Here is a 21,988-nt window from a genome sequence, read left to right on the forward strand (position 1 = left end):
AAGGGGCGCCAAACCAGAACCGGCTAAGGAGGCCGCAGGCATGTTTGAAAATCTATCCGAACGCCTCTCTGGCGTCTTCGACCGGTTGACCAAACAGGGTGCCCTGTCCGAAGAAGACGTTAAAACCGCCCTGCGTGAGGTCCGCGTTGCCCTGCTTGAGGCCGACGTCTCGCTGCCGGTTGCAAGGGAATTCGTCAAGAAAGTTCAAAGCCAGGCCACCGGTCAGGCAGTCACCAAGTCGATCACCCCCGGCCAGCAGGTCGTCAAGATCGTGCATGACGCTTTGGTTGACACCCTGCGTGGCGAGGAAGACCCCGGTGCGCTGAAGATCGACAACCCGCCCGCGCCGATCCTGATGGTCGGCTTGCAGGGTTCGGGTAAGACGACGACCACCGGCAAGCTGGCGAAACGTCTGAAAGAGAAAGAGGGCAAGAAGGTCCTGATGGCCTCGCTGGACGTCTACCGTCCGGCGGCGATGGATCAGCTTGCGGTTCTGGGCACTCAGATCGGGGTGGACACCCTGCCGATCGTTCCCGGCCAGAAACCTGTCGATATTGCCAAGCGCGCCAAACAGCAGGCGACGCTGGGTGGTTACGACGTGTACATGCTCGATACTGCGGGTCGTCTGCACATCGACGAAGTCCTGATGGATGAGGTCGAACAGGTCCGCAACGCCGTTGACCCGCGCGAGACGCTGCTGGTGGTCGACGGCCTGACCGGGCAGGTCGCCGTCGAGGTGGCTGAAGAGTTCGACGCCAAGGTCGGTATCTCGGGCGTGGTCCTGACACGGATGGACGGCGACGGGCGCGGCGGTGCGGCCCTGTCGATGCGCGCCGTGACCGGCAAGCCGATCCGCTTTGTCGGTCTGGGCGAGAAGATGGACGCGCTCGAAACATTCGAGCCGGACCGGATCGCCGGTCGAATTCTGGGCATGGGTGACATCGTTGCCCTGGTCGAAAAGGCCCAGGAAACGATGGAGATGGAACAGACCGAGCGCATGATGAAGCGCATGGTCAAGGGTCAGTTCAACATGAACGACCTGAAGATGCAGCTGGAACAGATGATCCAGATGGGCGGCATGCAGGGCATGATGGGCATGATGCCGGGCATGGGCAAGATGGCCAAGCAGATGGATCAGGCCGGTCTGGACGACAGGATCCTGCGCCAGCAGATCGCCATGATCCAGTCGATGACCAAGCGCGAACGCGCCAACCCGCAGATCCTTCAGGCCAGCCGCAAGAAACGCATCGCGGCGGGGTCCGGGATGGAGGTCAGCGACCTCAACAAGCTGCTCAAGATGCACCGGCAGATGTCGGACATGATGAAGAAGATGGGCAAGATGGGCAAAGGCAAGATGCTAAAACAGGCCATGAAAGGCATGTTCGGCAAAGGCGGCCCCAGCCCCGAGGAGATGGCCGCAGGCATGGATCCCAAGGCGCTGGAACAGGCGGCCAAGGCCATGGGCGGCAAGATGCCCGGTCTGGGCGGCGGCATGGGTCTGCCACCGGGCCTGAGCGGGTTCGGAAAGAAAAAGTGACCCCCGCACGCTGTACCCAGCCCCCGTCCGGAAAGGCGGCGATGGCAGCAGCGCAATATCGCGCAGCCCTGCCGGTCATTCAGACCCGGCGGCTGGTACTGCGCGTGCCCACACTGGAAGACCTGCCGGTGTGGACCTCGATCTGCAAGGACAGCTTTGGCGACACCCCGCAAGCCGCGTGGACCGAGTTTTCCTATTATACTGCGGGCTGGCTTCTGCATGGTCACGGCCTGTTCACGGTCACGCTCAAGGGTGATGATCGGGCAATTGGCTTCGTTGTTCTGGGCTTGGAATGGGACGATCACGAACCGGAACTTGGCTATATGTTCGGCGCTGAACACCGGATGCAGGGCTATGCCGCCGAAGCTTGCGCCGCCGTGCGTGATTTCGGATTTGACCTGCTGGGATCGGGGCAGTTCGTAAGCTATGTTTCGCAATCCAACACCCGTTCGAACGCGCTTGCCCAACGACTGGGCGCAGCGCGTGATGCCGATGCAGAAAGCGCCTTTGGGCCAACCCAGCATGTCTGGCGCTACCGCGAGGTACAGGCATGACATTCGCGATGCCGATCCCTACGCTGGAAACCGAACGCCTGATCCTGCGCGCACCGTCCGAGGCCGACGTCGATGCAGACACCGCCTTCTTTGCAAGCGATGCGGCCAAGTTCGTCGGCGGCCCTCTGCGCAGGGATGAGGTTTGGCGGGTGGTCGCCTCGCTGCTGGGGCACTGGGCCTTGCGCGGCTATGGGTATTGGAGCGTCGATGAAAAAGACACCGGCACCTATGTCGGGCGGATCGGGCTTTGGTTTCCCGAAGGCTGGCCGGAACCCGAAGTTGGCTGGACCCTGTTGAACCACGCCACCGGCAAGGGCTATGCGACCGAGGCCGCGCTGACTGCACGCGCCTACGCCTATGATGTATTGGGCTGGGAAACCGCGATCTCACTGATCGACCTGGACAATCACGCCAGCAAGGCCGTGGCCAAGCGTCTGGGCGCGCAGTTCGAGTATCACTATGACCACCCCAAGTTCGGAAAATCCGAAATCTGGCGGCACCCGGCGCCCTCGGATCTGGTGAATGGCGGAATGGAGGCATACGCATGACCTCTTTCACCATTCCCACCATTGAAACCGAACGCCTGATCCTGCGCGCGCCGCATCTGGATGATCTGCCCGCGATGACCGCATTCTTCGCGACCCAGCGCAGCCATATGGTGGGCGGCCCCAGGGATGCGCGCGAATGCTGGAGCTCATTGTCGAACCGGCTGGGTCATTGGGCGTTGCGGGGTTATGGCCTGTGGCACCTGACCGAAAAGACCAGCGGCACATTCGTCGGCTGGGCCGGAATGATCTACGTGCCGGGCTGGGCCGAACCGGAACTGGGTTGGACCCTGATGGAAGAAGCCGAAGGCAAGGGGCTGGCCTTTGAAGCTGCATCGGCTGCGCGTGACCATGCCGCCCGGCACCAGGGCCTGAACGGTGTGATCTCGTACATCGCCCATGCAAATGATCGTTCGCGCGCTTTGGCTGAACGGCTTGGTGCAACGCTTGAGCTTGAGAATGCCGAACTTCTGGGCAAGCACGCTCAGATCTGGCGCCACCCGCAGATAGACTTGACCACCGAGAGGACCGGCCAATGACCAACCCCGTGACACAGGCTGCCACGCTGTTGAAAGAGCATCGCGAAAGCATCGACCGACTGGACGCGATCCTCGTCTATACGCTGGGCGAGCGGTTCAAGCACACGCAGGCCGTTGGCAAGCTCAAGGCCGCACACGACCTTCCCCCGTCCGATCCCTCGCGCGAAGCTGCGCAGATCGCACGGTTAGAAGACCTGGCGAATGAGGCAGACCTGGACCCCGATTTCGCCAAGGCTTTCCTGAATTTCATCATTCAGGAAGTCATCCGACACCACAAGAAACACCAGAATTGACTGGGAAATCCCAGTAACGCCATTCAAAGGAGATACCACCATGGCAATGAAAATTCGTCTCGCCCGCGGCGGCTCGAAAAAACGTCCTTTCTATCGCATCGTTGCGGCTGACAGCCGTATGCCGCGCGATGGCCGTTTCATCGAGAAACTGGGCACCTACAACCCGCTGTTGCCGAAAGACAGCGAAGAGCGCGTGAAAATGAACATGGAGCGCATCCAGTACTGGCTGGATCAGGGCGCACAGCCCACCGACCGTATCGCACGCATGCTGGAAGCGGCCGGTGCCCGTGACAAGGCCGAGCGCAACAACCCCAACAAGGGAACTCCGGGCAAGAAAGCCCAGGAGCGCGCCGAAGAGAAAGCCGCCAAGGCCGCTGAAGCAGCCGAGGCCGCTGCTGCTCCGGCAGAAGAAGCCGCAGCAGAAGAATAAGCAGGCACACGCGTGCGGGATCACCCCTTTACAGACGATTTTCGCACGCAGTTCGACCTGTTGTTGCGGCTCCGGCGGGATGTGCGCCGGTTCCGCACCGATGCGATTGACGAGGCAGTGCTGGCGCGCTGCCTCGACGCATTTCGACTGGCCCCTTCGGTGGGGCTCAGCGAACCCTGGCGCGTGATCCGCGTCGAAAGCGAAGCGGCAAGGGCCGCAGCGCTGAAGAATTTTCGCACCGCCAATGACCACGCTTTGACGGGCTACTCGGGGGACAAGGCGCAGCTATACAGCAGGCTGAAGCTTTCCGGGATGCAGGAAGCGCCTGTGCAACTGGCCGTCTTCTGCGACGACAGCACCGAAAAAGGGCTGGGGCTCGGCGCCGGCACGATGCCCGAGATGCGGCGCTACTCTGTCGTGTCCGCGATCACTTTGTTCTGGCTTGCACTTCGGGTGGAAGGGCTGGGGCTGGGCTGGGTTTCCATTCTGGACCCCGACCAGATGAAGCGCGATCTGAATGTTCCTGAAACCTGGCGCCTGATCGGCTATTTCTGTGTCGGCCGGCCGGAACAGATGTCAGATACACCTGAACTGGAACAGGTCGGCTGGGAAACCCGGGCGCAGGGCCTGACGATCGAAACACGGTAAGGCCTTATGTTCGGATTGATACGACTTCCCATTCTGCTGTTGATCGCCTTTATTGTGGGCGTGTTCTTCGAGCGCAACAACCAGCGCGAAGCCTGCAACGGGCTTGGCGAATGGAGAAACGGGATATGTTTGACGACTGGGGCAGCCAATGAGTGATCTGATCTGCGTCGGCAGCATCGCGGGGGCTTACGGTGTGCGAGGCGAGGTGAGGCTGAAAAGCTTTTGCGCCGTTCCCGAAGATATCGAGACCTATTCGCCGCTGACCGATGAAGCGGGCAAAGAGCGTTATCCTGTGGTATTGACGCGCGCCATCAAGAACGGATTCGCGGCCCGCCTTGGTGGCGTTGAAACCAAGGAACAGGCGGATGCCCTGAATGGGTTGCGCCTTTACGCAAGGCGCGATCAGCTGCCGTCGCTGCCCGATGATGAATTCTACCACAACGACCTGATCGGGCTGGATGTCTATGACACCGGAGGCACCCTGCTGGGCAAGGTCAAATCGGTGCAGAACCACGGCGCCGCAGACTTGTTAGAATTGCACGGGCCGGGCCTGAAAACCACTGTTTTGCTGCCTTTCACGATGCAAGTTGTACCCACGGTGGATCTGGAACAAGGCCGTATCGTGGCCGACCCGCCCGAAGGCCTGATATGATGCGTCGGGTCCTGCTGCATCTGGGCTTGCACAAGACAGGCATGACCGCAGCACAGTCCTTCCTCCATGAAAACCGGAAACTGATCTGGCCACGCTTCGCGTTGGTTCTGCCCTACAAGACGCGCAACAGCGGCTTGAGCGAGAGCGCCACGCGTCACTCGCTTTACCGGCTGGATTCCACATTGGCGGGTTTTGGAAGCCACCTGCACGCGTTTCTGGACGATCTGGATTTCGGCGCACGCCGGGGGTTGATCCTGAGCGAAGAGAATTTCGCAGGCTTGCGCCCCAGCAGAAACAAGCGTGAAGGTTACGGTGCCGCACCGGAACTGGCGGAAACTCTGGTCAGCGTCGTGCGGCGTCGGTTTCTGGGTCATGAAACCGAAATCACGATCTACATATCCTTGCGCGCCCGCGATCAATGGCTGCGGAGCCTGTGGGCACACGACTTGCAGAAATCACGCACGGTGCAGGACTTGGACGCCTTTTCCTCCGACCTTGCCCATTTGCCATCGCTTCAGGAAACCGCTGATGCCGTCCGGAATCGGTTGCCATCCGTCACGGTCAGAACAGAATGGATGGAGGCGTTGCAGAACCACCGCCTTGGTGCAGGTGCGCCCTTGGCCGAATTTCTGAACCTGCCACCCGAGCTTTCGTCACAACTTGTCGGGCCTGCACATGGCACGCCAACATTTTCAGACGATGTGCTACAGGAAATCCTGGCGCTGAACCGATCCTCGCTGGACGACGCCGCCATGATCACCCAGAAGAAAGCACTGATTCAATCCGCACAGAACGAACTGGCCCGCCAGACATGACAGAGAAACCCAGCAGATCCCACGGCCGCAAGGCGATCCGTCCTTCCCTGAAACCACGCGAGCTGATGACGCCGAGCCCTGATCTGCACGGGGTCTGGAAAGCCAAGATCATCACTTTGTTCCCGTCCGCTTTCCCCGGTGTTCTGGGCGAAAGCCTGACAGGCAAAGCCTTGCAGGAAGGGCTTTGGCAACTGGAAACAGTGGATCTGCGACAGTTCGGTATAGGCAAACATCGCAACGTTGATGACACCCCGGCCGGGGGTGGCGCGGGCATGGTTCTGCGGGCCGATGTTCTGGGTGATGCGATCGAACATGCGATGGCAGGCGTTCAAGGGAACTGGCCGCTGATCTACCTCAGCCCGCGCGGGCGTCGCATGGACCAGCGCATGATGCAGAATCTTGCCCGTTGTGACGGCATGACCCTTCTGTGCGGTCGTTTTGAAGGCGTGGACGAGCGCGTTTTGGAACATTATGGCGTGCAAGAGGTGTCGTTGGGTGATTTCGTCATGACCGGCGGCGAAATCGCGGCACAAGCCCTGATCGATGCCACGGTACGGCTGATTCCCGGAGTGCTTGGAAATCAGGCTTCGACCGAAGAAGAAAGTTTTGCCTCGGGTTTGCTGGAGCACCCCCAGTATACCCGCCCCGCAGATTGGAAAGGGCGCCCGATCCCCGAGATTCTGATGTCGGGCCATCATGGCCGGATCGCGGAATGGCGGCAAAAAATGGCACAAGACATCACGCGCGAACGGCGTCCTGATATCTGGGCAGAATACGCCAAAGCCAGATCAGAATCCTAGGACTAGACCCGCTCGTTGTGGCCGGGATGCCTCAGTTTCGTTGTTTGTCAGAATGCCATTTGAAGTTGAACGCACCTGAACTTATTCACTTCCATGCCCCATTAGTTTTTGGGTAATAAGAAGTGAAATAGAAGGCATTATGAAAAAGTTATTGCTTGGCACGTTACTGGTTGCCTCCGCCTGTACCACCAAACCGCTTGGGATGTCGGTTCCGACGCAAGCCGGTCACAATCTGCACTCTGCGAAGGTTGCCGTTGACTCCTGCTCTCAGGAAGCTGACGAGGGCGGCAACAGCGCCGTAATCGGCGGTTATGCAACAAATATCCTGCTTTGGGGCATCATCGTCGGGCCTGCGGTCACCGCGCCATTTCAGGACGAGCTGCGTCAACAGGGCGAAATCGATCAGGTTGATCGCTGCCTGCGCGCACGCGGTTTCGAGCGGCGCGAACTGACCGCGGGTGAATCGTTCTGGGTGCGCAACGCCTTTGGTGATGAACGCGAACGGCGGCTGGACCACCTGGTCGGGGGCGGCACTATCAAAACCTACGGAACAGCCAAAAACTAGCGGCGCGCTTTCCAGCTGGCCCAAGTTTCTGGGGTGCCGTTGAACGTGTTGATATCCACCCTGCCTTGAACCCCCGGCACCAGCCCGGTGCCGGTGTATTGCCAAAACCGCCAGACCGTTCTGGGATAGACCTGACGCGGATGGCCTGCGACGGATCGCAACCAGAACTCGGTTTTGGGCAAACGCCCGATATCCGTATCCGCAAAGAAATCCACTGTCGTATAGACGATGGGACGCCGGCCATAATGCCGTTCGAGAATGTCCAGAAAGCGCTGCGCTTCGGCGCGGACGGTTCTGCCATCGGGCCGCAACGTGCAGGTCTTGGAATGCGGCGTCCACTCCATGTCAAGAACATGCGGCAGATCTGCCCCTTTCGGGACGTTCTGAATGAACCAACGCGCCTGTTCCCGGGCCGATCGGCAGAAATAATAGTAATGATAAGCCCCCCACGGCACGCCCGCCGCCTGAGCACCGCGCCTGTGGTCGTCGAATAATGGATCCGCCACATCGCCGCCTTCGGTTGCTTTCAGAAACGCAAAGCTTACGCCCGAAGCTTTGGCTGTGCGCCAGTCTATCGGTCCCTGCCAGCGCGAGACGTCAAGCCCGTGGATCGGATACAAGCCGGGGTGACGGCCCTCCCAGTCATGCGGATCGGCATCACCAAAATCAGGATAGATTACGGACGGTGCTGTCCTGTCCACACCCGGCGTGGGTTCCACGACCTGCGGTTTCGGGCCGCCGCGTCCGCACGACATAAGCAAAGCGGCTGCAATCGTCAGCATAAGTGCAATTCGCATCATGGGGTCCTGTCTGAAACTTCTGCTCTTTCAATTTCCTTCAGAATGTCTGATCTGACCGCTGTGGCAACGGTGGGATTTTCGAAAGGCGGATTCCCACTGCTTCGCCATACAATTTGTTCTTGATCCCGGCACTCAATACCTTTAAACGACCGCAATCCGGTGCCGCATTCTGCGACTCCGGTGTTTTGGTTTGATTATCGGCTTCAAGCCCGGCTTTCTTCGGCGGGGATGTGTCAGATCAAACCAGACCAAAGGAACATTCGATCTGACCTCTGGCGGGCTGCATGCAGGACCCGGTGAAGACCAAGAGCTCTCAGGCCGTGCCCAAACTTCGTGGGCCAACCACGAGCATATAGGAGTACCTGCGATGGATCTTATCGCACAGCTTGAGGCGGAACAGATTGCCGCCCTGGGGAAAGACATCCCCGACTTCAAGGCCGGTGACACCATTCGTGTCGGCTATAAGGTGACCGAAGGGTCGCGCACCCGTGTGCAGAACTACGAAGGCGTCTGCATCGCGCGCAACAACGGCAATGGCATTGCCGGTTCGTTCACCGTTCGCAAGATTTCGTTCGGCGAAGGCGTGGAGCGTGTGTTCCCGCTGTATTCGACCAACATCGACAGCATCACCGTTGTCCGCCGTGGCCGCGTTCGTCGCGCCAAACTGTACTATCTGCGCACCCGCCGCGGTAAATCCGCGCGTATCGCAGAGGTCACGAACTACAAGCCCAAGGCTGGCGCCGAAGCGTAAGGAACGGAAAGATGAAAAAAGACATCCATCCCGATTATCACGTCATCGACGTCAAAATGACCGATGGCACAGTGGTTCAGATGAAATCCACCTGGGGCGCCGAAGGCGACCAGCTGGCTCTAGAAATCGACCCCTCCGTGCACCCTGCATGGACTGGTGGTTCGTCGCGCCTGATGGACGCCGGCGGCCGCGTGTCGAAGTTCAAAAAGAAATACGAAGGTCTGGGCTTCTAAGTCTGACTTGTTTCGATTTCGAAAGGCCGTCCCATGGGGGCGGCCTTTTTTCTGGAAGCTTCCATGTGTCTTATGGACGCGAAACCGGACAAGGTGCGTTTTTGCAAAGACCCAGTGATGTTACACTCCGTGTGAACAACCCTCAGCTTCCACGGAGACCCGGACATGCCCCAGTACAACGACATGATCGAGCTTTCAGTCGATGATATGGATCTGATTGAAACGGCGTTGCGCGACTCGATCGCTTCGTTGTCACATGCTGCTTCGGATGAACCAGAGGACAGCAGGACCGACCGGGAAGACACGTTGCGGCGTATTCACGAACTTCTGGGCAAGCTACACGATCAGAAGGTCTTTTTTCGCCCTCAGAAAGGGGTCTACCTCGGCGGTTAGGAGCTTGGTTGTCGCGGATTGCGGGTCAATTCCGCCGCACTGTGTACAGGGGGAACCGGCCCGCGCAGCAACATCAGCGCCAGCGTCATTCCGGCCAGCGCCGCAATCGCGGCAACCAACATGGCATTGTCAAAGGCGTTGTCCTGCACATCCCGCAGGGCCTTCGCCAATGTATCTCCCGCAGACGGATCCATCCCCGAGATCAATTGCTGTATCTGGTTCGGCGTTCCATGTGCCAGCGCATGGGCCAGATCCTCGCGCTGGGTTGACACGGCAGGCAGCGCGTCGATCACCTCGGACAGACCTCGGCGTCTGGTGATCGCTTCGGCCAGACCGCCCACCACGGCACCAAGGGTTGCTCCGAAATAGAGACAGGCGTTGATGACCCCCGAACCCTGCCCCACATGCTGCTCGGGCAGCAGGCGCAGGCCCAGACGTGGCAACAGCGAAAAGCAGATGCCCAATCCGACACCGACGATCAGCAGCTTCCACCAGATTTCGGAAAACTGCGTTGTGTTCGTTGTTGTCATCAGCAGCAGGAACCCGCAGGCCATCGCCCCCAGGCCAATGGCGATCGGCCATTGAAAGCTGTAGGGGGCAAGAAAGCGGGGTGCAGTGACCGAGATCACAAACATGCTGAGGCTGAGCGGCATGATCGCCAGACCCGCATCGATGGACGAATACCCAAAGGCATCAGGCGATTGGACGAATGTATTGAAATAGACGAAGAAGCAGAACAGCGTGAAGCCAGTAAAGAACATCCCCGCCGCGGCCATCAGATAACGCGGATGGCGAAAGTACCGAAGCTCGATCAAAGGGTCGTCGCTGCGGCGGGATACGATGACAAGGGCAATTGTCGACACGGCCGCCACGACCAGCGGCACCAGTGTCAAAGGCGAAGTCCACCCGCCGCTTTCCCCGTTGCTGAGCGCAAAGGACAATGGCCCGAGGAAAAACAGAATGGCAACGGCCCCCGCATAATCGAACTTTGCCCCGGCAAGACGGGTATCGGGAACGTATTTCCGTTTGCTGACATGCAGCCCGATGGCAAAGGCCACAGCCAACAGAACCAGGTCGGCTGCAAAGACGGCGCGCCAGCTGACATAATGGCCGAAAGCGCCACCGACGATGGGCCCGACACCGATCGCCAGACCGACAATCGCCCCCCAGATGCCGGTAACGCTGGCGCGCTGCTCTTCGGGCGTGGCCGCCGTCAACAATGACAGGGACGTGCCGAACAAAGCAGCCGCGCCCGCGCCTTGCGCGCCGCGCCCGATAAGCAGCATCGCCCCGTCCTGCGCCAACAGCGCAAAGGAAGACCCGATTGCAAAGACGATCATGCCGAAAAAGAACACGCCCATCTTGCCGGTAATGTCACCCAGCCGGCTGACGATGCAGACAAGCGTGGCGCTGGTCACGGAATACGTGGCCATCACCCATTGCAAACCTGACGGGGTCAAATCGAATTCGGCCCTGAGATTGGGCAATATGGTGGTCACAGCAGTTGTGTTGAACCCCACGACCATCATGCAGATGGCCGTCATGGCCAGCACCACACGGGCGCGGGACTGCGGAGATACACTGACCGAGCTCTCATCGCCCATAAAACACCCACTGACCAAGAAGTTTGAATACAAACATCATCAGTTTAACGATTTCTGGCCCTGCGCATAGGGTTGCATCAGATCCAGTATGACAGCGCAACGGGCAGCACCAGCAAAGTGCTGAGCGTCGAGACAAGAATGAACCCCGCCACATCCGGCCCGTATTCCGGAACATGCTGGTCGATAAACAGATAAGTCGCCACGGATGAAGGCATCAGGCAACACAGGATCAGCGCACCCCGCTCGGTTCCCGTGAAACCAAACAACCAGATCAGAACACTGGCAATTGCAACCGCCATCGCCAGATGCAGGGCCGTCAGCAGAACCGCGCGACCCAGGCTTTTCACACGCAGCGTCGCGAGCGTATGCCCCAGGGTCAGCAGCATGAGCGGGATCGACAATCCACCCAAGATGTCAAAGGACTTTGCGACCGGTTGCGGCAGGCTTTGTCCCGTTGCCATCAGGATCAGGGCGAGGCCCACGGCATAGATAATCGGGGACGTCGCCAGTTTCCTGGTCGAGAATTCTCCGGCCGGGATCCACATGCCGACGGTAAAGATGCTGATCAGCACAACCACCACGAACGCCATGGTATAGGCCATACCTGCATCGCCCAGCGCCAGCAAAGTGATTGGCAGGCCGATGTTGCCGACATTGCCGTGCATCAACGGCGTCAGAAATGCCCTCACCGGCAAGCGAAGAACCTTTAGCACGACATACCCCAACACCCCGAAACCGGCCACCGCAAGGGCAGCGGCCGTCATCATGTCAAGAAACGTGCCCACGGCCAGTTTGGTGTTCGACAGATGAGAAATGATCAATGTCGGATAGCCTACTTTTGAAACGATCCCACCAATGACCTTGTTGTCGAAAGGCGCCTGAATCACGGCAAGAACATATCCAATTCCAGCGCAGATCAGGACGGGCAGAACCACGTTCAAAACGTTCAGGAACAGGTGCTCCAAGCAAAAATCTCCTTGCCGAAACCGTTTGTCGACAGTGAATCAGTGCCATTGCAATGGCAAGCGCTCTGTGTAACCCGTGCGCAGCGTTGGGTTTTCCCGATTAGAGTCTGATATTGCCCGAAAGCGCCGCTTGAGGTTCTTTCCTTCGCCGCCGACACAACATATAGTGGCTGACAACAACGTGTAGTGAAGCACGGCGGGACTTGGGAATACAAGCATGGCACATATCATTGTGGTCGGGAACGAAAAGGGTGGCGCAGGCAAATCGACCGTGTCGATGCATGTGGCGACCGCGCTGGCCCGATTGGGACACAAGGTCAGCACGTTGGATCTGGACCTGCGTCAGCGCAGTCTGGGACGATACTTCGAGAACCGCAACAATTTCCTCAAAAGCTCGGACCTGACTCTGCCCAGCCCGCGCCATCACGACCTGCCCGAGATCGATGCCGCAACGTTGAAACCGGGCGAGAACATCTATGACCATCGCCTGTCTGCTGCCGTATCCCAGCTGGAAAGCGACAGCGACTTTATTCTGATCGACTGCCCGGGGTCTCACACCCGTCTGAGTCAGGTGGCGCATTCGCTGGCCGACACGCTGATCACCCCGTTGAACGACAGTTTCATTGACTTTGACCTTTTGGCGCGGATCGACTCGAAGGGCGAAAAAATCCTTGGCCCGTCCGTCTATTCCGAAATGGTCTGGAACGCTCGTCAACTGCGGGCACAGGCGGGGCTGAAGCCGATCGACTGGGTCGTTGTCCGCAACCGGGTCGGTACGCAGCGCATGGTCAACAAGGAAAAGATGCAGCGCGCGATCGAAATGCTGTCCCAGCGCATCGGCTTCCGCGTCGCCTCGGGCTTTTCCGAACGGGTTATCTTCCGCGAGCTGTTCCCGCGTGGCCTGACACTGTTGGACCTCAAGGATATCGGGGTCAAACAGCTGAACATCTCGAACATCGCAGCCCGGCAGGAACTGCGTGACATGATGAAAGAGCTGAATCTGCCGGGTGTGGAGATTGACTTCTGATCAGCTGTCCCGGCGGCCGCTATGCGGACTTTTTTAGGCAGTATGAATGTTCTTTGGTTCTGGACTTGCATTCAGAAACAGCTGCAAAGACGTCCCGCATGGAAGCTTGAGAGCAAAGAAAGAAGACCCTGCAACGTTTCAGATCGTTTTGGCCGTGCCGCCGGTTTCAAGCACCGAGACCACCTTTAGTCGGATGTCCCGGTCAATGCAGCCATTGGACATATAGCCGACCATCCTCCCGCTTGAAGAGACAACGGCGCGCGAACCTACTTCGCGCGCCGTTCAGCCCTTGATACTGATCGATGTGATCAGAACAAACAGCTTACCAACGTTTAGCTGGTCAACTGCATGGCCAAGGACATCAACCCGGTGTTCAGGACGTGTGGATCAAGAAACGGGTTCTTCCGACATGACTTCTGCAAAGGATTTGAAGAATTTGGCGGCGAGTTTCTTTGCTGTACTCTGGATAAGACGGCTCCCAAGTTGCGCCAGCTTGCCGCCGATCACGGCCTTGGCTTCGTAGCGCAGAATGGTCTGAGACCCATTTTCAGTCAGTGTGACGTCGGCTCCGCCTTTTGCATGTCCAGCCGGGCCACCATTGCCTTGGCCATCCAGCGAAAACGTCTCTGGCGCGCCATCGGTTTTGAGCACCACATCTCCGCTGAATTTCGCTTTCACGGGGCCAACTTTGAGTACAACTTTGGCTTCAAGTTCGGTGTCGGATTTCTTGATCAGTTCTTCGCACCCGGGAATACAACGTTTAAGTATCTCGGGGTCGTTCAAAGCTGCGTAAACCACATCCCTAGGGGCATCGATGATAATTTCGTCGGCCAGTTCCATGGCGGTTCCTTTCTTTGTTCAGCAACAGGGGTATTTAATCGTGGCAAGCACCTCAGCCTGCTCTGTAGATGGCTTGAAACCACGAGTTAAGATTTTGAAAAGTTTACGCATTTGGGTTCCTTTCTACGGAATTCCTGCGCACGGTGATCAGTTCCGCCAGGATGGAAAGCGCGATTTCTTCAGGTGTGACAGCACCAATGTCCAAACCAGCTGGGGCTGAAACCATCGCGAGTGTGACCTCGGGCACACCAGCTTCGGAGAGCTTTTCAGACAGGGCCGCGAATTTCTTCTTACTGCCCACAAAGGCGACATAGTTTGCTTCACAAGCAAGCGCGTCGCGCAAGGCGTCAAGATCACCTTGCCCTTGCGTCGCCACGACGATCGCACTCATCTTTCCAAGTGCATTCTCCTCATCCACAGCACGTGAGATTGACCAGTGAAAATGCGGTGCGATTTGTGCCAAAGCCTCTGCGACCGGCGAGTTTCCGAGTATTGTCAACTCTGGCATCGGAAGACAGGGCTCAATAAAAATGTCGATGGTGCCACGAGAGGGACAACCGTTGCGCGCATAGAATACGCCCTCCACCATTGCTCCGGCACTGACGCCGATATCGTTCAAAAAGTCTTCCGGCGCGACCGACACAAGCTTGGGTGCGCCGGTTTCGAGGGCTTCCAAGGTGGCTCGCCTCACAGCGCCACGGGTGCAGCCGCCACCAAGAAACCCGTGCAATATGGTGCCATCCGCACCAATGATTGCCTTTGCGCCGGGTTTTGCCGCGGTGGTTCCGGCAGTGCGCACGATTGTTGCAAAGGCAAAAGGTTGTTCCTTTGCGCGCAGTGATTGGGCTGTTTCTGCCAAGTCAGATGAAAACAACTCAGCGGGGGTCATAGCGATACCAACTCCTTCTCCAGCGCGGCGAGGTCCGCCAGCGTGTTGGCGGCGGAAAAGAGGTCCAAATGAGGCAAGGCTGCCGTCATGCCCGCTGCGACGGGCGCATAGTCGCGCCAGCCTTTGAGCGGGTTCAGCCAAAGAATGCGGCAGCCGCGTTTGCGCAGCTTGGTCAGCGCCGCGTCAATGTGGTCAGGGGAAGAGGTGTCATAGCCATCCGAGAGGATCATCACGACTGAACGCCCATCGACAAAACGGCGCGCGTAGGTAGATGCAAATCGATCCAGGCTTTCCCCGATTTTGGAACCTCCGCCGAACCCATCCGCCATCAAGGACATCCGACCGATGGCGCGCATCGTGTCCTTATCGCGTAAAGCCTCGGTTATCCGCACGAGGCGTGTGTGAAACAGGTATGCGTCGGCGGTTGGATCACCGCGCATCAGGCCGGCCAAAAAGGCCAGGAATACTTGCGCATAGACGGTCATAGAGCCGGAAACATCGCATAGCGCTACGATTTTACGGCTACGATCAGGGCGTTTGCGCTTGATGAGTCGGATGGGTTCGCCCCCTGTCGCCAGGCTGCGCCGGATTGTTTTGCGGAAATGCAGTCGATCGCCCTTGCGGGCAGCGATGCGGCGGCGGGAGCGGCGGTCGCGCAGCGCTTGTCCGAGGCGGCGAGCAACTTCTTCGGCCTCGGCAATCTCTTCTGCCCGTACCAGATCACGTAGATCGCGCCGGGACAGGTTGCGCATTTCGGTGGCGATCAGCTTACCGTCGCCATCACTTTCGGCATCACCGTCACCTCCGTCTGGCGCTGTCGCATCGCCAGCGCCTCCAACGTCTTCTCCTTTGGCATCTCGTGACGAATGTACGCTGTCGTCGCCCTTGGGGTGGGTCGACATTTTCGGCATGACCTTTGTTCGCACGCGACCGGCATCCATCCAGAAACTATCAAACAGCGGATCAAACCTCTGCGCTTCGTCCTTGCATCCCGTGCAGACGGCCTTGAGTGCGCAACGCGCCTCTTCAGGGTTGGCTGCCTCAACACAGGTCAACGCCGTCAGAGCTGCTTCGGTTTCCTGCACGCCAAGGCGCAGGCCATTCTCCCGCAAATGGGCCAGGAACCCTGCCATGCGCGCCGTAGCGCCGGGATCTCGGCCAGCAAAGCGGGTCACGCGGGTCATGCGGCCTTCCCCGCGATGCGTTGTGCCACTTCGCTGGTTATATGTGCGCGATCGCTCTGCGTTTTTAGAAGTGTCGTGAGTGTGGCTTGGAGGGCTGCCGGGTTTTCCGTCAGATCAGCGATCCCTAACCCCATGAGCGCGGCGGCAAAATCCAGTGTCTCCGCGATTCCGGGCACCTTCTCAAGCTCTTCCTTGCGCAGCGTCTGGACGAACCCGATCACCTGATCGGCCAGCTGCGCTTCAATCCCAGCACACCGGGCCTTCAGGATCGCGAGTTCCGTTATCCTGTCAGGATAATCGACATAAGCGAAAAGGCAGCGGCGCCTTAGCGCGTCCGACAAGTCGCGGGTGCCATTCGAGGTCAGTATAACTGTTGGCACGGCGGTGGCTTTGATGGTGCCAAGCTCCGGAACGGTGATTTGGTAATCAGCGAGGATCTCGAGCAGGAAAGCTTCGAACTCTTCGTCTGCGCGGTCGATTTCATCGATCAATAAAACCGGAGAAACGTCTTGCGTGATCGCCGACAGCAAGGGGCGCTCCAACAAATACTCACGCGAGAATATCCGATCCTCGACCGCCTTGCCGGTCTCGCCTGCTTCAGAGGACGCACGGATCGCCAGTAGTTGTCGTTGGTAATTCCACTCGTAGATCGCCTGAGAGGCGTCCAGACCTTCATAGCATTGCAGGCGGATCAACTGCGTGTTCTGGGCCGCAGCCAGTACTCGGGCAACTTCGGTTTTTCCTACGCCCGCCGCGCCTTCCAGCAGTAGAGGGCGGCGCAATGACAAAGCCAGATGCAGCGACACCGCCAGATCGTCTGAGGCGACGTAGTTCTGTTCTACAAGTGCAGATTGGAGATCGGTCCAGGTCATCAGAGCCTCAAGTGGTTTATGAGGCGCGCGCAGCCATCCCTGCCGCGCGCGCCGGAAGCTTAGCCGTGAAGGCCCAGTTCGTTTGCTGTCTTCCAGATCCGCCAGTGATCGTGCGGCATATGGGTGTGACGCAGGCCAAAGGCACGGAAGGCATCATTCACCGCGTTGGAGAAACAGGGCACGCCGCCCACATGAGGGCTTTCACCGACACCCTTGGCACCTATTGGGTGGTGCGGGCTGGGGGTAACGGTGTGATCGGTCTCGTAATTCGGCACTTCCCATGCGGTCGGCAGGAAGAAATCCATCAATGTGCCGGTCTTGACGTTGCCCATCTCGTCATAGGCGATCTCTTGCCCCAGAGCGACAGCCAGCGCCTCGGTCAAACCACCGTGCACCTGGCCCTCGATGATCATCGGGTTTATGCGCGTGCCGCAGTCATCCAGCGCATAGAAGCGGCGAATGTCGGTCACACCGGTGTCCACATCGATGTCCATCACGCAGACGTAGGCGCCAAAGGGATAGGTCATGTTCGGCGGGTCATAGTAGCTGACCGCCTCCAGACCCGGCTCGATGCCCGGAATGGCCTGATTGTAGGCGGCAAAGGCGATTTCCTTCATCGTCTTGAACTTTTCAGGCGCGCCCTTGACCACGAAACGATCCACGTCGAATTCGACATCATCGTCATGCACTTCCAGCAGGTAGGCCGCGATCATCTGTGCCTTGGCGCGGATCTTGCGCCCTGCCATCGCGGTCGCGGCACCGGCTACCGGCGTCGAGCGCGAGCCGTATGTTCCAAGACCGTAGGGCGCGGTATCCGTATCACCCTCTTCGATGGTAATACTATCCGCCGGCAGGCCGATCTCGGTTGCGAGTATCTGTGCAAAGGTCGTGGCATGGCCCTGGCCTTGCGAGATGGTGCCAAGGCGTGCGATCGCTGAGCCGGTCGGGTGAATGCGGATTTCACAGCTGTCGAACATGCCAAGACCAAGGATATCACAATTTTTGACGGGTCCAGCACCGACGATTTCGGTGAAATGCGTCAGGCCGATGCCCATCAGCTTTCGGGTTTTGCCCGCCTTGAAATCCTCGATCCGTTGAGCTTGTTCTGCACGCAGCCCTTCGTAATCGACGGCCTTTAGTGCCTTGTCCCACGCAGTGTGATAGTCGCCGGAATCATACTCCCACCCAAGCGCGGACTGATAGGGAAACTGCTCTTTCTTGATGAAGTTGATCCGGCGCAGCTCGGCCGCGTCCATGTTCAACTCTATCGCCAGAACCTCGATCATACGTTCGATGAAGTAAGCGGCTTCGGTTACACGGAAGGAGCAGCGATAACTGACCCCGCCCGGCGCTTTGTTGGTGTAAACGCCGTCCACTGCCAAATACGCAGTCGGAATATCGTAAGACCCGGTACAGATGTTCATAAACCCAGCCGGGAACTTGGTCGGGTCGGCACAGGCGTCAAAGCCACCATGGTCTGCGGTCGTGTGGCACCAGAGGCCGGTGATTTTACCCTCTTTGGTGGCACTGATCTTACCTTTCATCCAGTAGTCACGGGCAAAAGCGGTGGTCATCAGGTTTTCCATACGGTCCTCGACCCATTTCACCGGAACGCCGGTGACAATCGAGGCCACGACCGAGCACACATAGCCGGGGTAAGCCCCAACCTTGTTGCCAAAGCCGCCACCGATGTCGGGCGAGATCACGCGGATATTGTGCTCTTCAATGCCCGAGATCAGGCTGACCACTGTGCGAATAGCGTGAGGCGCCTGGAACGTGCCGTGCAGCGTGAGCTTGCCGTTGACCTTGTCCATCGAAGCCACGCAGCCACAAGTTTCGAGCGGACATGGGTGCGTGCGATGGTAATACACCATCTCTTCAGCGACCACGTCAGCCTCCCCCATTACCTGCTCGGTCGCATCCTTCTCGCCAACCTCCCAGGTAAAGATGTGGTTAGGGTGTTTGCGTGGGCCGTGGGCCCCATCTGGAATCGCTCCACCTTCGCCCATCAGGTCTTCGCGAAGAACCACGTCGGATTCCAATGCTTCGTGGGGATCGGTCAAAACGGGGAGTTCTTCATACTCCACTTCGACCAGCTCGACTGCATCGGCTGCAATATAACGGTCCTTTGCCACCACAAAAGCCACTTCCTGACCTTGGAAGAGCACCTTGCCGTCAGCCAAAACCATCTGCTTGTCGCCCGCCAGCGTCGGCATCCAGTGCAGACCAAGAGGGGCGAGGTCTTCGGCGGTCAGTACGGCAATCACACCGTCCAGCGCCAAAGCGGCCTCGGCATTGATCGACACGATCTTGGCGTGGGCATAGGGCGAACGCACGAAATCACCATGCAGCATGCCGGGCAGTTTGATGTCGTCAACGTAATTGCCTTTGCCTTGGGTAAACCTGGCATCTTCAACGCGCTTGCGTTTGCAACCCATTCCTCCCAGTGCGTCGGCGCGTTCTTCGCGGGTCAGTTCCTTGTTCATTGTGCCGCCTCCTTCGCAGAGTTCATCTCGGCCGCGGCGGCGAGGATAGATTTGACGATGTTCTGATACCCGGTACAGCGGCAGAGGTTACCCGCCATGCCAAAGCGCACCTCTTCTTCAGTTGGGTTCGGGTTTTCTTCCAAAAGCTTGGATGCGCGGGTGATCATACCCGGTGTGCAGAAGCCGCATTGAAGACCGTGGTGTTCTTTGAAAGCTTCCTGCAGCACGTGCAGGCTGTCCGGGTTACCAAGCCCTTCGATCGTGGTGATTTCGGCACCGTCAGCCTGTGCTACGAACACGGTACAGGACTTCACCGATTTGCCGTTCATGGTCACAGTGCAAGCGCCGCAATGCGAGGTCTCGCAACCAATGTGCGGACCGGTCTTGCGCAGCCGTTCGCGCAGGGTGTGGATCAGCAGTTCGCGCGGTTCAGCCAGGAACTCTTGCTCCTCGCCATTCACTGTTAGAGTGAAATGTTTCTTTTTTGACATGATCTCTCTCCTCAGGCTCTGGCCCAGGCGTTTTCGATCGCACGGCGCAAGATAATCGCCGCTGCGTGACGTTTGAATTCAATGGGACCACGGTTGTCCTGTGTGGGGTCAATGTCGCCCAACATCGCGTCCACCGACGCTTTGATTGCCGCATCATCCACGGACGTGCCGACAAGCGCAGCACCAGCTTTTTCAGAATGAACTGGAGTGTCGCTCAGATTGGTCATCGCGATGGAAGCCGAGGTGCAAGTCCCACCTTCTTTAGTCAAAAGAACCGCAGCAGCCGCAGTGGCGTAGTCGCCGATTTTGCGCTTTTGCTTTTCGTAGGCGTACCCGCCCTTTGGTGCATCGAACTCCACCGCTGTCAGGATCTCTTCATCCTCACGGTCAGTCATATAAGCCGCTTCGTAGAAATCACGGGCCGCGACTTTGCGTTGGCCATCCGGCCCGACCAAAGTGAAAGTCGCGTCCAGACACTGCATCAAGCCCGGCATGTCATTACCCGGGTCGCCGTTTGCAACGTTGCCGCCAACCGTGCCCATGTAACGCACTTGCGGGTCTGCGATCTGCAAAGAAGCCTCGCGCATGATCGGAGCAGCCAACGTCAATTGAGCGTTGTCGATGATGTCATGTTGCGTCGTCATCGCGCCGATGCGGATGCTATCGCCCTCAATGGAGATGCCGCTCAATCCCTCCACATCCTGCAAGTCGATCAGATGCGGTACTTCGGCCATGCGGAGCTTCATCATGGGTATCAGACTGTGCCCCCCTGCGAGGACCCGTGCGTCATCTCCGTGCTCCACAAGTACGGACAGGGCGCCCGCCAAATCCTTAGGTCTATAGTATTCAAAGGCAGCTGGAATCATTGCCTCTCCTCCCTGCAGCAACTGTTCTGGCTGTTAGAGAAGCTCGCGCGACGTCGGGTTGTTGACCCGGGAAAACACTTTGTTTTCGCTAATTTTGCACGAAATGCGCTTCAGGACGCACGAGTTGCGCTGCCTGAATTACCACGCGTTACCCAAAGGCGGTCGTTGCTGCTTTCAGGTTTGATCGGCTGACCGGCACCGGGGGAAGATCGGCCTCACCAAAGGTGCATTGTCCCTTGTCTTTGGTCCGTTCAAACCGCGCGACTTTTTTGGGGTTCACGATATAGCTGCGATGCACGCGCAAAAAGCCAGTTGGCTCCAGCCGTTTGACCGCTTCAGTGATCGGCCAGACGCAAAAGTATTTTTCTGTGCGGGTGTAGACCTGCGTGTAGTGACCATCCGCCCTGACAAATGCAACGTCAGGCGCGGCAATAAAGACCTTGCCTCCGTCTCTTTCACAGGGGATGCGAATGGGTGGGGTCTGATCTGGTGAAGGCTCGTCTTGGGCCACGCCTGTCATCGGGATCTCTGTGGCTTGCATAGGCACAAGATAAGTTGTGCCGACCCACAAAAATGCGCCGAAGATAACAAAGCTCGACAGGATCACCCCAACGGCCATCACTTCGTTGCTGATGACGGGCCCAAACTCTCGGATATCTTTCAAGGCTACAAAATTGGTTCCTGCCATGGCCAGGAAATGCACTGAAAAGACAGCTACGCCAAAACATAGCGTGCCGATCGCGATGGTCCTGTTGGAACGCTCATTATAGGCAATGCCGATCGCCAGAATGCACAGGACAATAGCCAATACCGACGACCCGAGCACCCCTTGAAGGGTATAAACGGGTTTGCAAAGCTGCATGCCAGCCATTCCCACATAGTGCATCGCCAAGATGCCCGCGCCTACGATTGCTCCGGCAGCAATGATGATCCCCCTGGAGCGCTCAGTGAAATGCAAAAGGACAAGCGCCAAGGCGACCATAAGGATCGCAATAAGCGCAGATGCGAGCGTGATTGCGGCATCATAGTAAAACAGGATGGGCAGCCTTAGGCCAAGCATAGCCACGAAGTGCATTGACCAGATCCCACCACCCAAAGCAACGGCACCCAACGCGATGGCCAACCTGCGTTGTGAAAGCGACTTTTCGGACAAATCCCTCGTCAAAGACAATCCCGTGGCCCCAGCAACTAGCGCCACAACGAACGATG

General features: G+C 58.3%; 26 protein-coding genes and 1 pseudogene. 15 read left to right on the forward strand and 12 right to left on the reverse strand.

All coding sequences use genetic code 11. The features are described from left to right. Positions 1–40 precede the first annotated feature (40 nt). From ffh to GOW09_RS20085, 11 genes are all read left to right on the forward strand, one after another. Positions 41–1,537 (forward strand): signal recognition particle protein, encoded by a 1,497-nt coding sequence (ffh, locus tag GOW09_RS20035; protein WP_171120316.1) that lies wholly within the window; start codon positions 41–43, stop codon positions 1,535–1,537. Then, positions 1,534–2,091 (forward strand): GNAT family N-acetyltransferase, encoded by a 558-nt coding sequence (locus GOW09_RS20040; protein ID WP_171120318.1) that lies wholly within the window; start codon positions 1,534–1,536, stop codon positions 2,089–2,091. Before ffh ends, GOW09_RS20040 begins: the two co-directional genes overlap by 4 nt. Then, a complete protein-coding gene (locus tag GOW09_RS20045) occupies positions 2,088–2,639 on the forward strand; it encodes a GNAT family N-acetyltransferase (protein ID WP_171120321.1) in 552 nt (183 codons plus the stop codon). Before GOW09_RS20040 ends, GOW09_RS20045 begins: the two co-directional genes overlap by 4 nt. Then, a complete protein-coding gene (locus GOW09_RS20050) occupies positions 2,636–3,175 on the forward strand; it encodes a GNAT family N-acetyltransferase (protein WP_171120323.1) in 540 nt (179 codons plus the stop codon). The genes GOW09_RS20045 and GOW09_RS20050 overlap by 4 nt, the downstream gene beginning before the upstream one ends. Beyond that, entirely contained in the window at positions 3,172–3,468 is a 297-nt protein-coding gene (locus tag GOW09_RS20055; RefSeq protein WP_171120326.1) for a chorismate mutase, read from the forward strand. The genes GOW09_RS20050 and GOW09_RS20055 overlap by 4 nt, the downstream gene beginning before the upstream one ends. Before the next feature lie 40 nt (positions 3,469–3,508). Then, positions 3,509–3,898, forward strand: coding sequence for a 30S ribosomal protein S16 (gene rpsP, locus GOW09_RS20060; RefSeq protein WP_010437590.1), 390 nt, complete (start codon positions 3,509–3,511; stop codon positions 3,896–3,898). A gap of 12 nt (positions 3,899–3,910) precedes the next feature. Then, positions 3,911–4,546 (forward strand): 5,6-dimethylbenzimidazole synthase, encoded by a 636-nt coding sequence (gene bluB, locus GOW09_RS20065; RefSeq protein ID WP_171120327.1) that lies wholly within the window; start codon positions 3,911–3,913, stop codon positions 4,544–4,546. A 148-nt stretch (positions 4,547–4,694) separates the two neighbouring features. Beyond that, entirely contained in the window at positions 4,695–5,198 is a 504-nt protein-coding gene (gene rimM / locus GOW09_RS20070; protein WP_171120329.1) for a ribosome maturation factor RimM, read from the forward strand. Beyond that, positions 5,198–6,013, forward strand: a complete 816-nt coding sequence (locus GOW09_RS20075) for a hypothetical protein (protein ID WP_171120387.1) — start codon at positions 5,198–5,200, stop codon at positions 6,011–6,013. The genes rimM and GOW09_RS20075 overlap by 1 nt, the downstream gene beginning before the upstream one ends. Beyond that, positions 6,010–6,813, forward strand: coding sequence for a tRNA (guanosine(37)-N1)-methyltransferase TrmD (gene trmD, locus GOW09_RS20080; protein ID WP_171120331.1), 804 nt, complete (start codon positions 6,010–6,012; stop codon positions 6,811–6,813). The genes GOW09_RS20075 and trmD overlap by 4 nt, the downstream gene beginning before the upstream one ends. Positions 6,814–6,952: 139 nt before the next feature. After that, positions 6,953–7,378 carry a hypothetical protein gene (locus tag GOW09_RS20085; protein WP_171120332.1) on the forward strand — a complete coding sequence of 142 codons (426 nt, stop codon included), beginning with the start codon at positions 6,953–6,955 and terminating at the stop codon, positions 7,376–7,378. Here GOW09_RS20085 and GOW09_RS20090 read toward each other — a convergent pair. Then, the gene (locus GOW09_RS20090) at positions 7,375–8,175 is read right to left on the reverse strand and encodes a GH25 family lysozyme (RefSeq protein ID WP_171120334.1); all 801 of its coding nucleotides are present in this window, start codon (positions 8,173–8,175) and stop codon (positions 7,375–7,377) included. The two genes, GOW09_RS20085 and GOW09_RS20090, sit on opposite strands and share 4 nt — an antisense overlap. A gap of 370 nt (positions 8,176–8,545) precedes the next feature. Here GOW09_RS20090 and rplS point away from each other — a divergent pair, with 370 nt between their 5' ends. The 3 genes from rplS to GOW09_RS20105 all read left to right on the forward strand — a co-directional run bounded on the left by rplS (position 8,546) and on the right by GOW09_RS20105 (position 9,555). Next, positions 8,546–8,929, forward strand: a complete 384-nt coding sequence (rplS, locus tag GOW09_RS20095; RefSeq protein WP_152457026.1) for a 50S ribosomal protein L19 — start codon at positions 8,546–8,548, stop codon at positions 8,927–8,929. Between the two features lie 11 nt (positions 8,930–8,940). Further along, entirely contained in the window at positions 8,941–9,162 is a 222-nt protein-coding gene (gene rpmE, locus GOW09_RS20100; protein ID WP_050605278.1) for a 50S ribosomal protein L31, read from the forward strand. 165 nt (positions 9,163–9,327) lie between these two features. Continuing rightward, on the forward strand, positions 9,328–9,555 hold the full coding sequence (locus GOW09_RS20105) for a hypothetical protein (protein ID WP_152457025.1): 228 nt from the start codon (positions 9,328–9,330) through the stop codon (positions 9,553–9,555). Here the strand turns inward: GOW09_RS20105 and GOW09_RS20110 are convergent. Both GOW09_RS20110 and GOW09_RS20115 read right to left on the reverse strand, forming a co-directional pair. Beyond that, positions 9,552–11,159: an MFS transporter gene (locus tag GOW09_RS20110; protein WP_171120336.1), complete on the reverse strand. Its 1,608-nt coding sequence runs from the start codon at positions 11,157–11,159 to the stop codon at positions 9,552–9,554. The two genes, GOW09_RS20105 and GOW09_RS20110, sit on opposite strands and share 4 nt — an antisense overlap. A 77-nt stretch (positions 11,160–11,236) precedes the next feature. Next, positions 11,237–12,124, reverse strand: coding sequence for an AEC family transporter (locus GOW09_RS20115; protein ID WP_171120338.1), 888 nt, complete (start codon positions 12,122–12,124; stop codon positions 11,237–11,239). 217 nt (positions 12,125–12,341) lie between these two features. On the opposite strand from GOW09_RS20115, the gene GOW09_RS20120 reads away from it, so the two are divergent. After that, entirely contained in the window at positions 12,342–13,151 is an 810-nt protein-coding gene (locus GOW09_RS20120; RefSeq protein ID WP_152457022.1) for a division plane positioning ATPase MipZ, read from the forward strand. Between the two features lie 138 nt (positions 13,152–13,289). Here the strand turns inward: GOW09_RS20120 and GOW09_RS20125 are convergent. The 9 genes and pseudogenes from GOW09_RS20125 to GOW09_RS20165 all read right to left on the reverse strand — a co-directional run. After that, positions 13,290–13,421, reverse strand: a pseudogene (locus GOW09_RS20125) (XdhC family protein); the annotation flags it as partial. 117 nt (positions 13,422–13,538) lie between these two features. Continuing rightward, a complete protein-coding gene (locus GOW09_RS20130) occupies positions 13,539–13,991 on the reverse strand; it encodes a carbon monoxide dehydrogenase subunit G (RefSeq protein WP_171120341.1) in 453 nt (150 codons plus the stop codon). Between the two features lie 103 nt (positions 13,992–14,094). Beyond that, positions 14,095–14,880: an XdhC family protein gene (locus GOW09_RS20135; protein WP_171120343.1), complete on the reverse strand. Its 786-nt coding sequence runs from the start codon at positions 14,878–14,880 to the stop codon at positions 14,095–14,097. Further along, positions 14,877–16,064 carry a VWA domain-containing protein gene (locus GOW09_RS20140; protein WP_171120345.1) on the reverse strand — a complete coding sequence of 396 codons (1,188 nt, stop codon included), beginning with the start codon at positions 16,062–16,064 and terminating at the stop codon, positions 14,877–14,879. Before GOW09_RS20140 ends, GOW09_RS20135 begins: the two co-directional genes overlap by 4 nt. Beyond that, positions 16,061–16,936, reverse strand: a complete 876-nt coding sequence (locus GOW09_RS20145; RefSeq protein WP_171120347.1) for a MoxR family ATPase — start codon at positions 16,934–16,936, stop codon at positions 16,061–16,063. The genes GOW09_RS20140 and GOW09_RS20145 overlap by 4 nt, the downstream gene beginning before the upstream one ends. Before the next feature lie 59 nt (positions 16,937–16,995). Next, positions 16,996–19,422, reverse strand: a complete 2,427-nt coding sequence (locus GOW09_RS20150; protein ID WP_171120349.1) for an aerobic carbon-monoxide dehydrogenase large subunit — start codon at positions 19,420–19,422, stop codon at positions 16,996–16,998. Further along, on the reverse strand, positions 19,419–19,913 hold the full coding sequence (locus tag GOW09_RS20155; protein ID WP_152457016.1) for a (2Fe-2S)-binding protein: 495 nt from the start codon (positions 19,911–19,913) through the stop codon (positions 19,419–19,421). The genes GOW09_RS20150 and GOW09_RS20155 overlap by 4 nt, the downstream gene beginning before the upstream one ends. 11 nt (positions 19,914–19,924) lie before the next feature. Then, complete coding sequence (locus tag GOW09_RS20160) at positions 19,925–20,779, reverse strand: xanthine dehydrogenase family protein subunit M (protein WP_171120351.1); 855 nt, start codon at positions 20,777–20,779, stop codon at positions 19,925–19,927. A 148-nt stretch (positions 20,780–20,927) separates the two neighbouring features. Further along, positions 20,928–21,902 carry an MHYT domain-containing protein gene (locus GOW09_RS20165; RefSeq protein ID WP_371808063.1) on the reverse strand — a complete coding sequence of 325 codons (975 nt, stop codon included), beginning with the start codon at positions 21,900–21,902 and terminating at the stop codon, positions 20,928–20,930. Between the last annotated feature and the right edge of the window lie 86 nt (positions 21,903–21,988).

The organism is Ruegeria sp. HKCCA5463, assembly GCF_013034175.1.
Taxonomy (GTDB): Bacteria; Pseudomonadota; Alphaproteobacteria; order Rhodobacterales; family Rhodobacteraceae; genus Ruegeria.

What these genes read in the sequence shown, in the direction of transcription:
- ffh (WP_171120316.1), top strand. Translation starts at nt 41, where the DNA reads ATGTTTGAAAATCTATCCGAACGCCTCTCTGGCGTCTTCGACCGGTTG.
- GOW09_RS20045 (WP_171120321.1), top strand. Translation starts at nt 2,088, where the DNA reads ATGACATTCGCGATGCCGATCCCTACGCTGGAAACCGAACGCCTGATC.
- GOW09_RS20050 (WP_171120323.1), top strand. Translation starts at nt 2,636, where the DNA reads ATGACCTCTTTCACCATTCCCACCATTGAAACCGAACGCCTGATCCTG.
- GOW09_RS20055 (WP_171120326.1), top strand. Translation starts at nt 3,172, where the DNA reads ATGACCAACCCCGTGACACAGGCTGCCACGCTGTTGAAAGAGCATCGC.
- rpsP (WP_010437590.1), top strand. Translation starts at nt 3,509, where the DNA reads ATGGCAATGAAAATTCGTCTCGCCCGCGGCGGCTCGAAAAAACGTCCT.
- rimM (WP_171120329.1), top strand. Translation starts at nt 4,695, where the DNA reads ATGAGTGATCTGATCTGCGTCGGCAGCATCGCGGGGGCTTACGGTGTG.
- GOW09_RS20075 (WP_171120387.1), top strand. Translation starts at nt 5,198, where the DNA reads ATGCGTCGGGTCCTGCTGCATCTGGGCTTGCACAAGACAGGCATGACC.
- trmD (WP_171120331.1), top strand. Translation starts at nt 6,010, where the DNA reads ATGACAGAGAAACCCAGCAGATCCCACGGCCGCAAGGCGATCCGTCCT.
- GOW09_RS20085 (WP_171120332.1), top strand. Translation starts at nt 6,953, where the DNA reads ATGAAAAAGTTATTGCTTGGCACGTTACTGGTTGCCTCCGCCTGTACC.
- GOW09_RS20090 (WP_171120334.1), bottom strand. Translation starts at nt 8,175, where the DNA reads ATGCGAATTGCACTTATGCTGACGATTGCAGCCGCTTTGCTTATGTCG.
- rplS (WP_152457026.1), top strand. Translation starts at nt 8,546, where the DNA reads ATGGATCTTATCGCACAGCTTGAGGCGGAACAGATTGCCGCCCTGGGG.
- rpmE (WP_050605278.1), top strand. Translation starts at nt 8,941, where the DNA reads ATGAAAAAAGACATCCATCCCGATTATCACGTCATCGACGTCAAAATG.
- GOW09_RS20105 (WP_152457025.1), top strand. Translation starts at nt 9,328, where the DNA reads ATGCCCCAGTACAACGACATGATCGAGCTTTCAGTCGATGATATGGAT.
- GOW09_RS20110 (WP_171120336.1), bottom strand. Translation starts at nt 11,159, where the DNA reads ATGGGCGATGAGAGCTCGGTCAGTGTATCTCCGCAGTCCCGCGCCCGT.
- GOW09_RS20120 (WP_152457022.1), top strand. Translation starts at nt 12,342, where the DNA reads ATGGCACATATCATTGTGGTCGGGAACGAAAAGGGTGGCGCAGGCAAA.
- GOW09_RS20130 (WP_171120341.1), bottom strand. Translation starts at nt 13,991, where the DNA reads ATGGAACTGGCCGACGAAATTATCATCGATGCCCCTAGGGATGTGGTT.
- GOW09_RS20135 (WP_171120343.1), bottom strand. Translation starts at nt 14,880, where the DNA reads ATGACCCCCGCTGAGTTGTTTTCATCTGACTTGGCAGAAACAGCCCAA.
- GOW09_RS20140 (WP_171120345.1), bottom strand. Translation starts at nt 16,064, where the DNA reads ATGACCCGCGTGACCCGCTTTGCTGGCCGAGATCCCGGCGCTACGGCG.
- GOW09_RS20145 (WP_171120347.1), bottom strand. Translation starts at nt 16,936, where the DNA reads ATGACCTGGACCGATCTCCAATCTGCACTTGTAGAACAGAACTACGTC.
- GOW09_RS20150 (WP_171120349.1), bottom strand. Translation starts at nt 19,422, where the DNA reads ATGAACAAGGAACTGACCCGCGAAGAACGCGCCGACGCACTGGGAGGA.
- GOW09_RS20155 (WP_152457016.1), bottom strand. Translation starts at nt 19,913, where the DNA reads ATGTCAAAAAAGAAACATTTCACTCTAACAGTGAATGGCGAGGAGCAA.
- GOW09_RS20160 (WP_171120351.1), bottom strand. Translation starts at nt 20,779, where the DNA reads ATGATTCCAGCTGCCTTTGAATACTATAGACCTAAGGATTTGGCGGGC.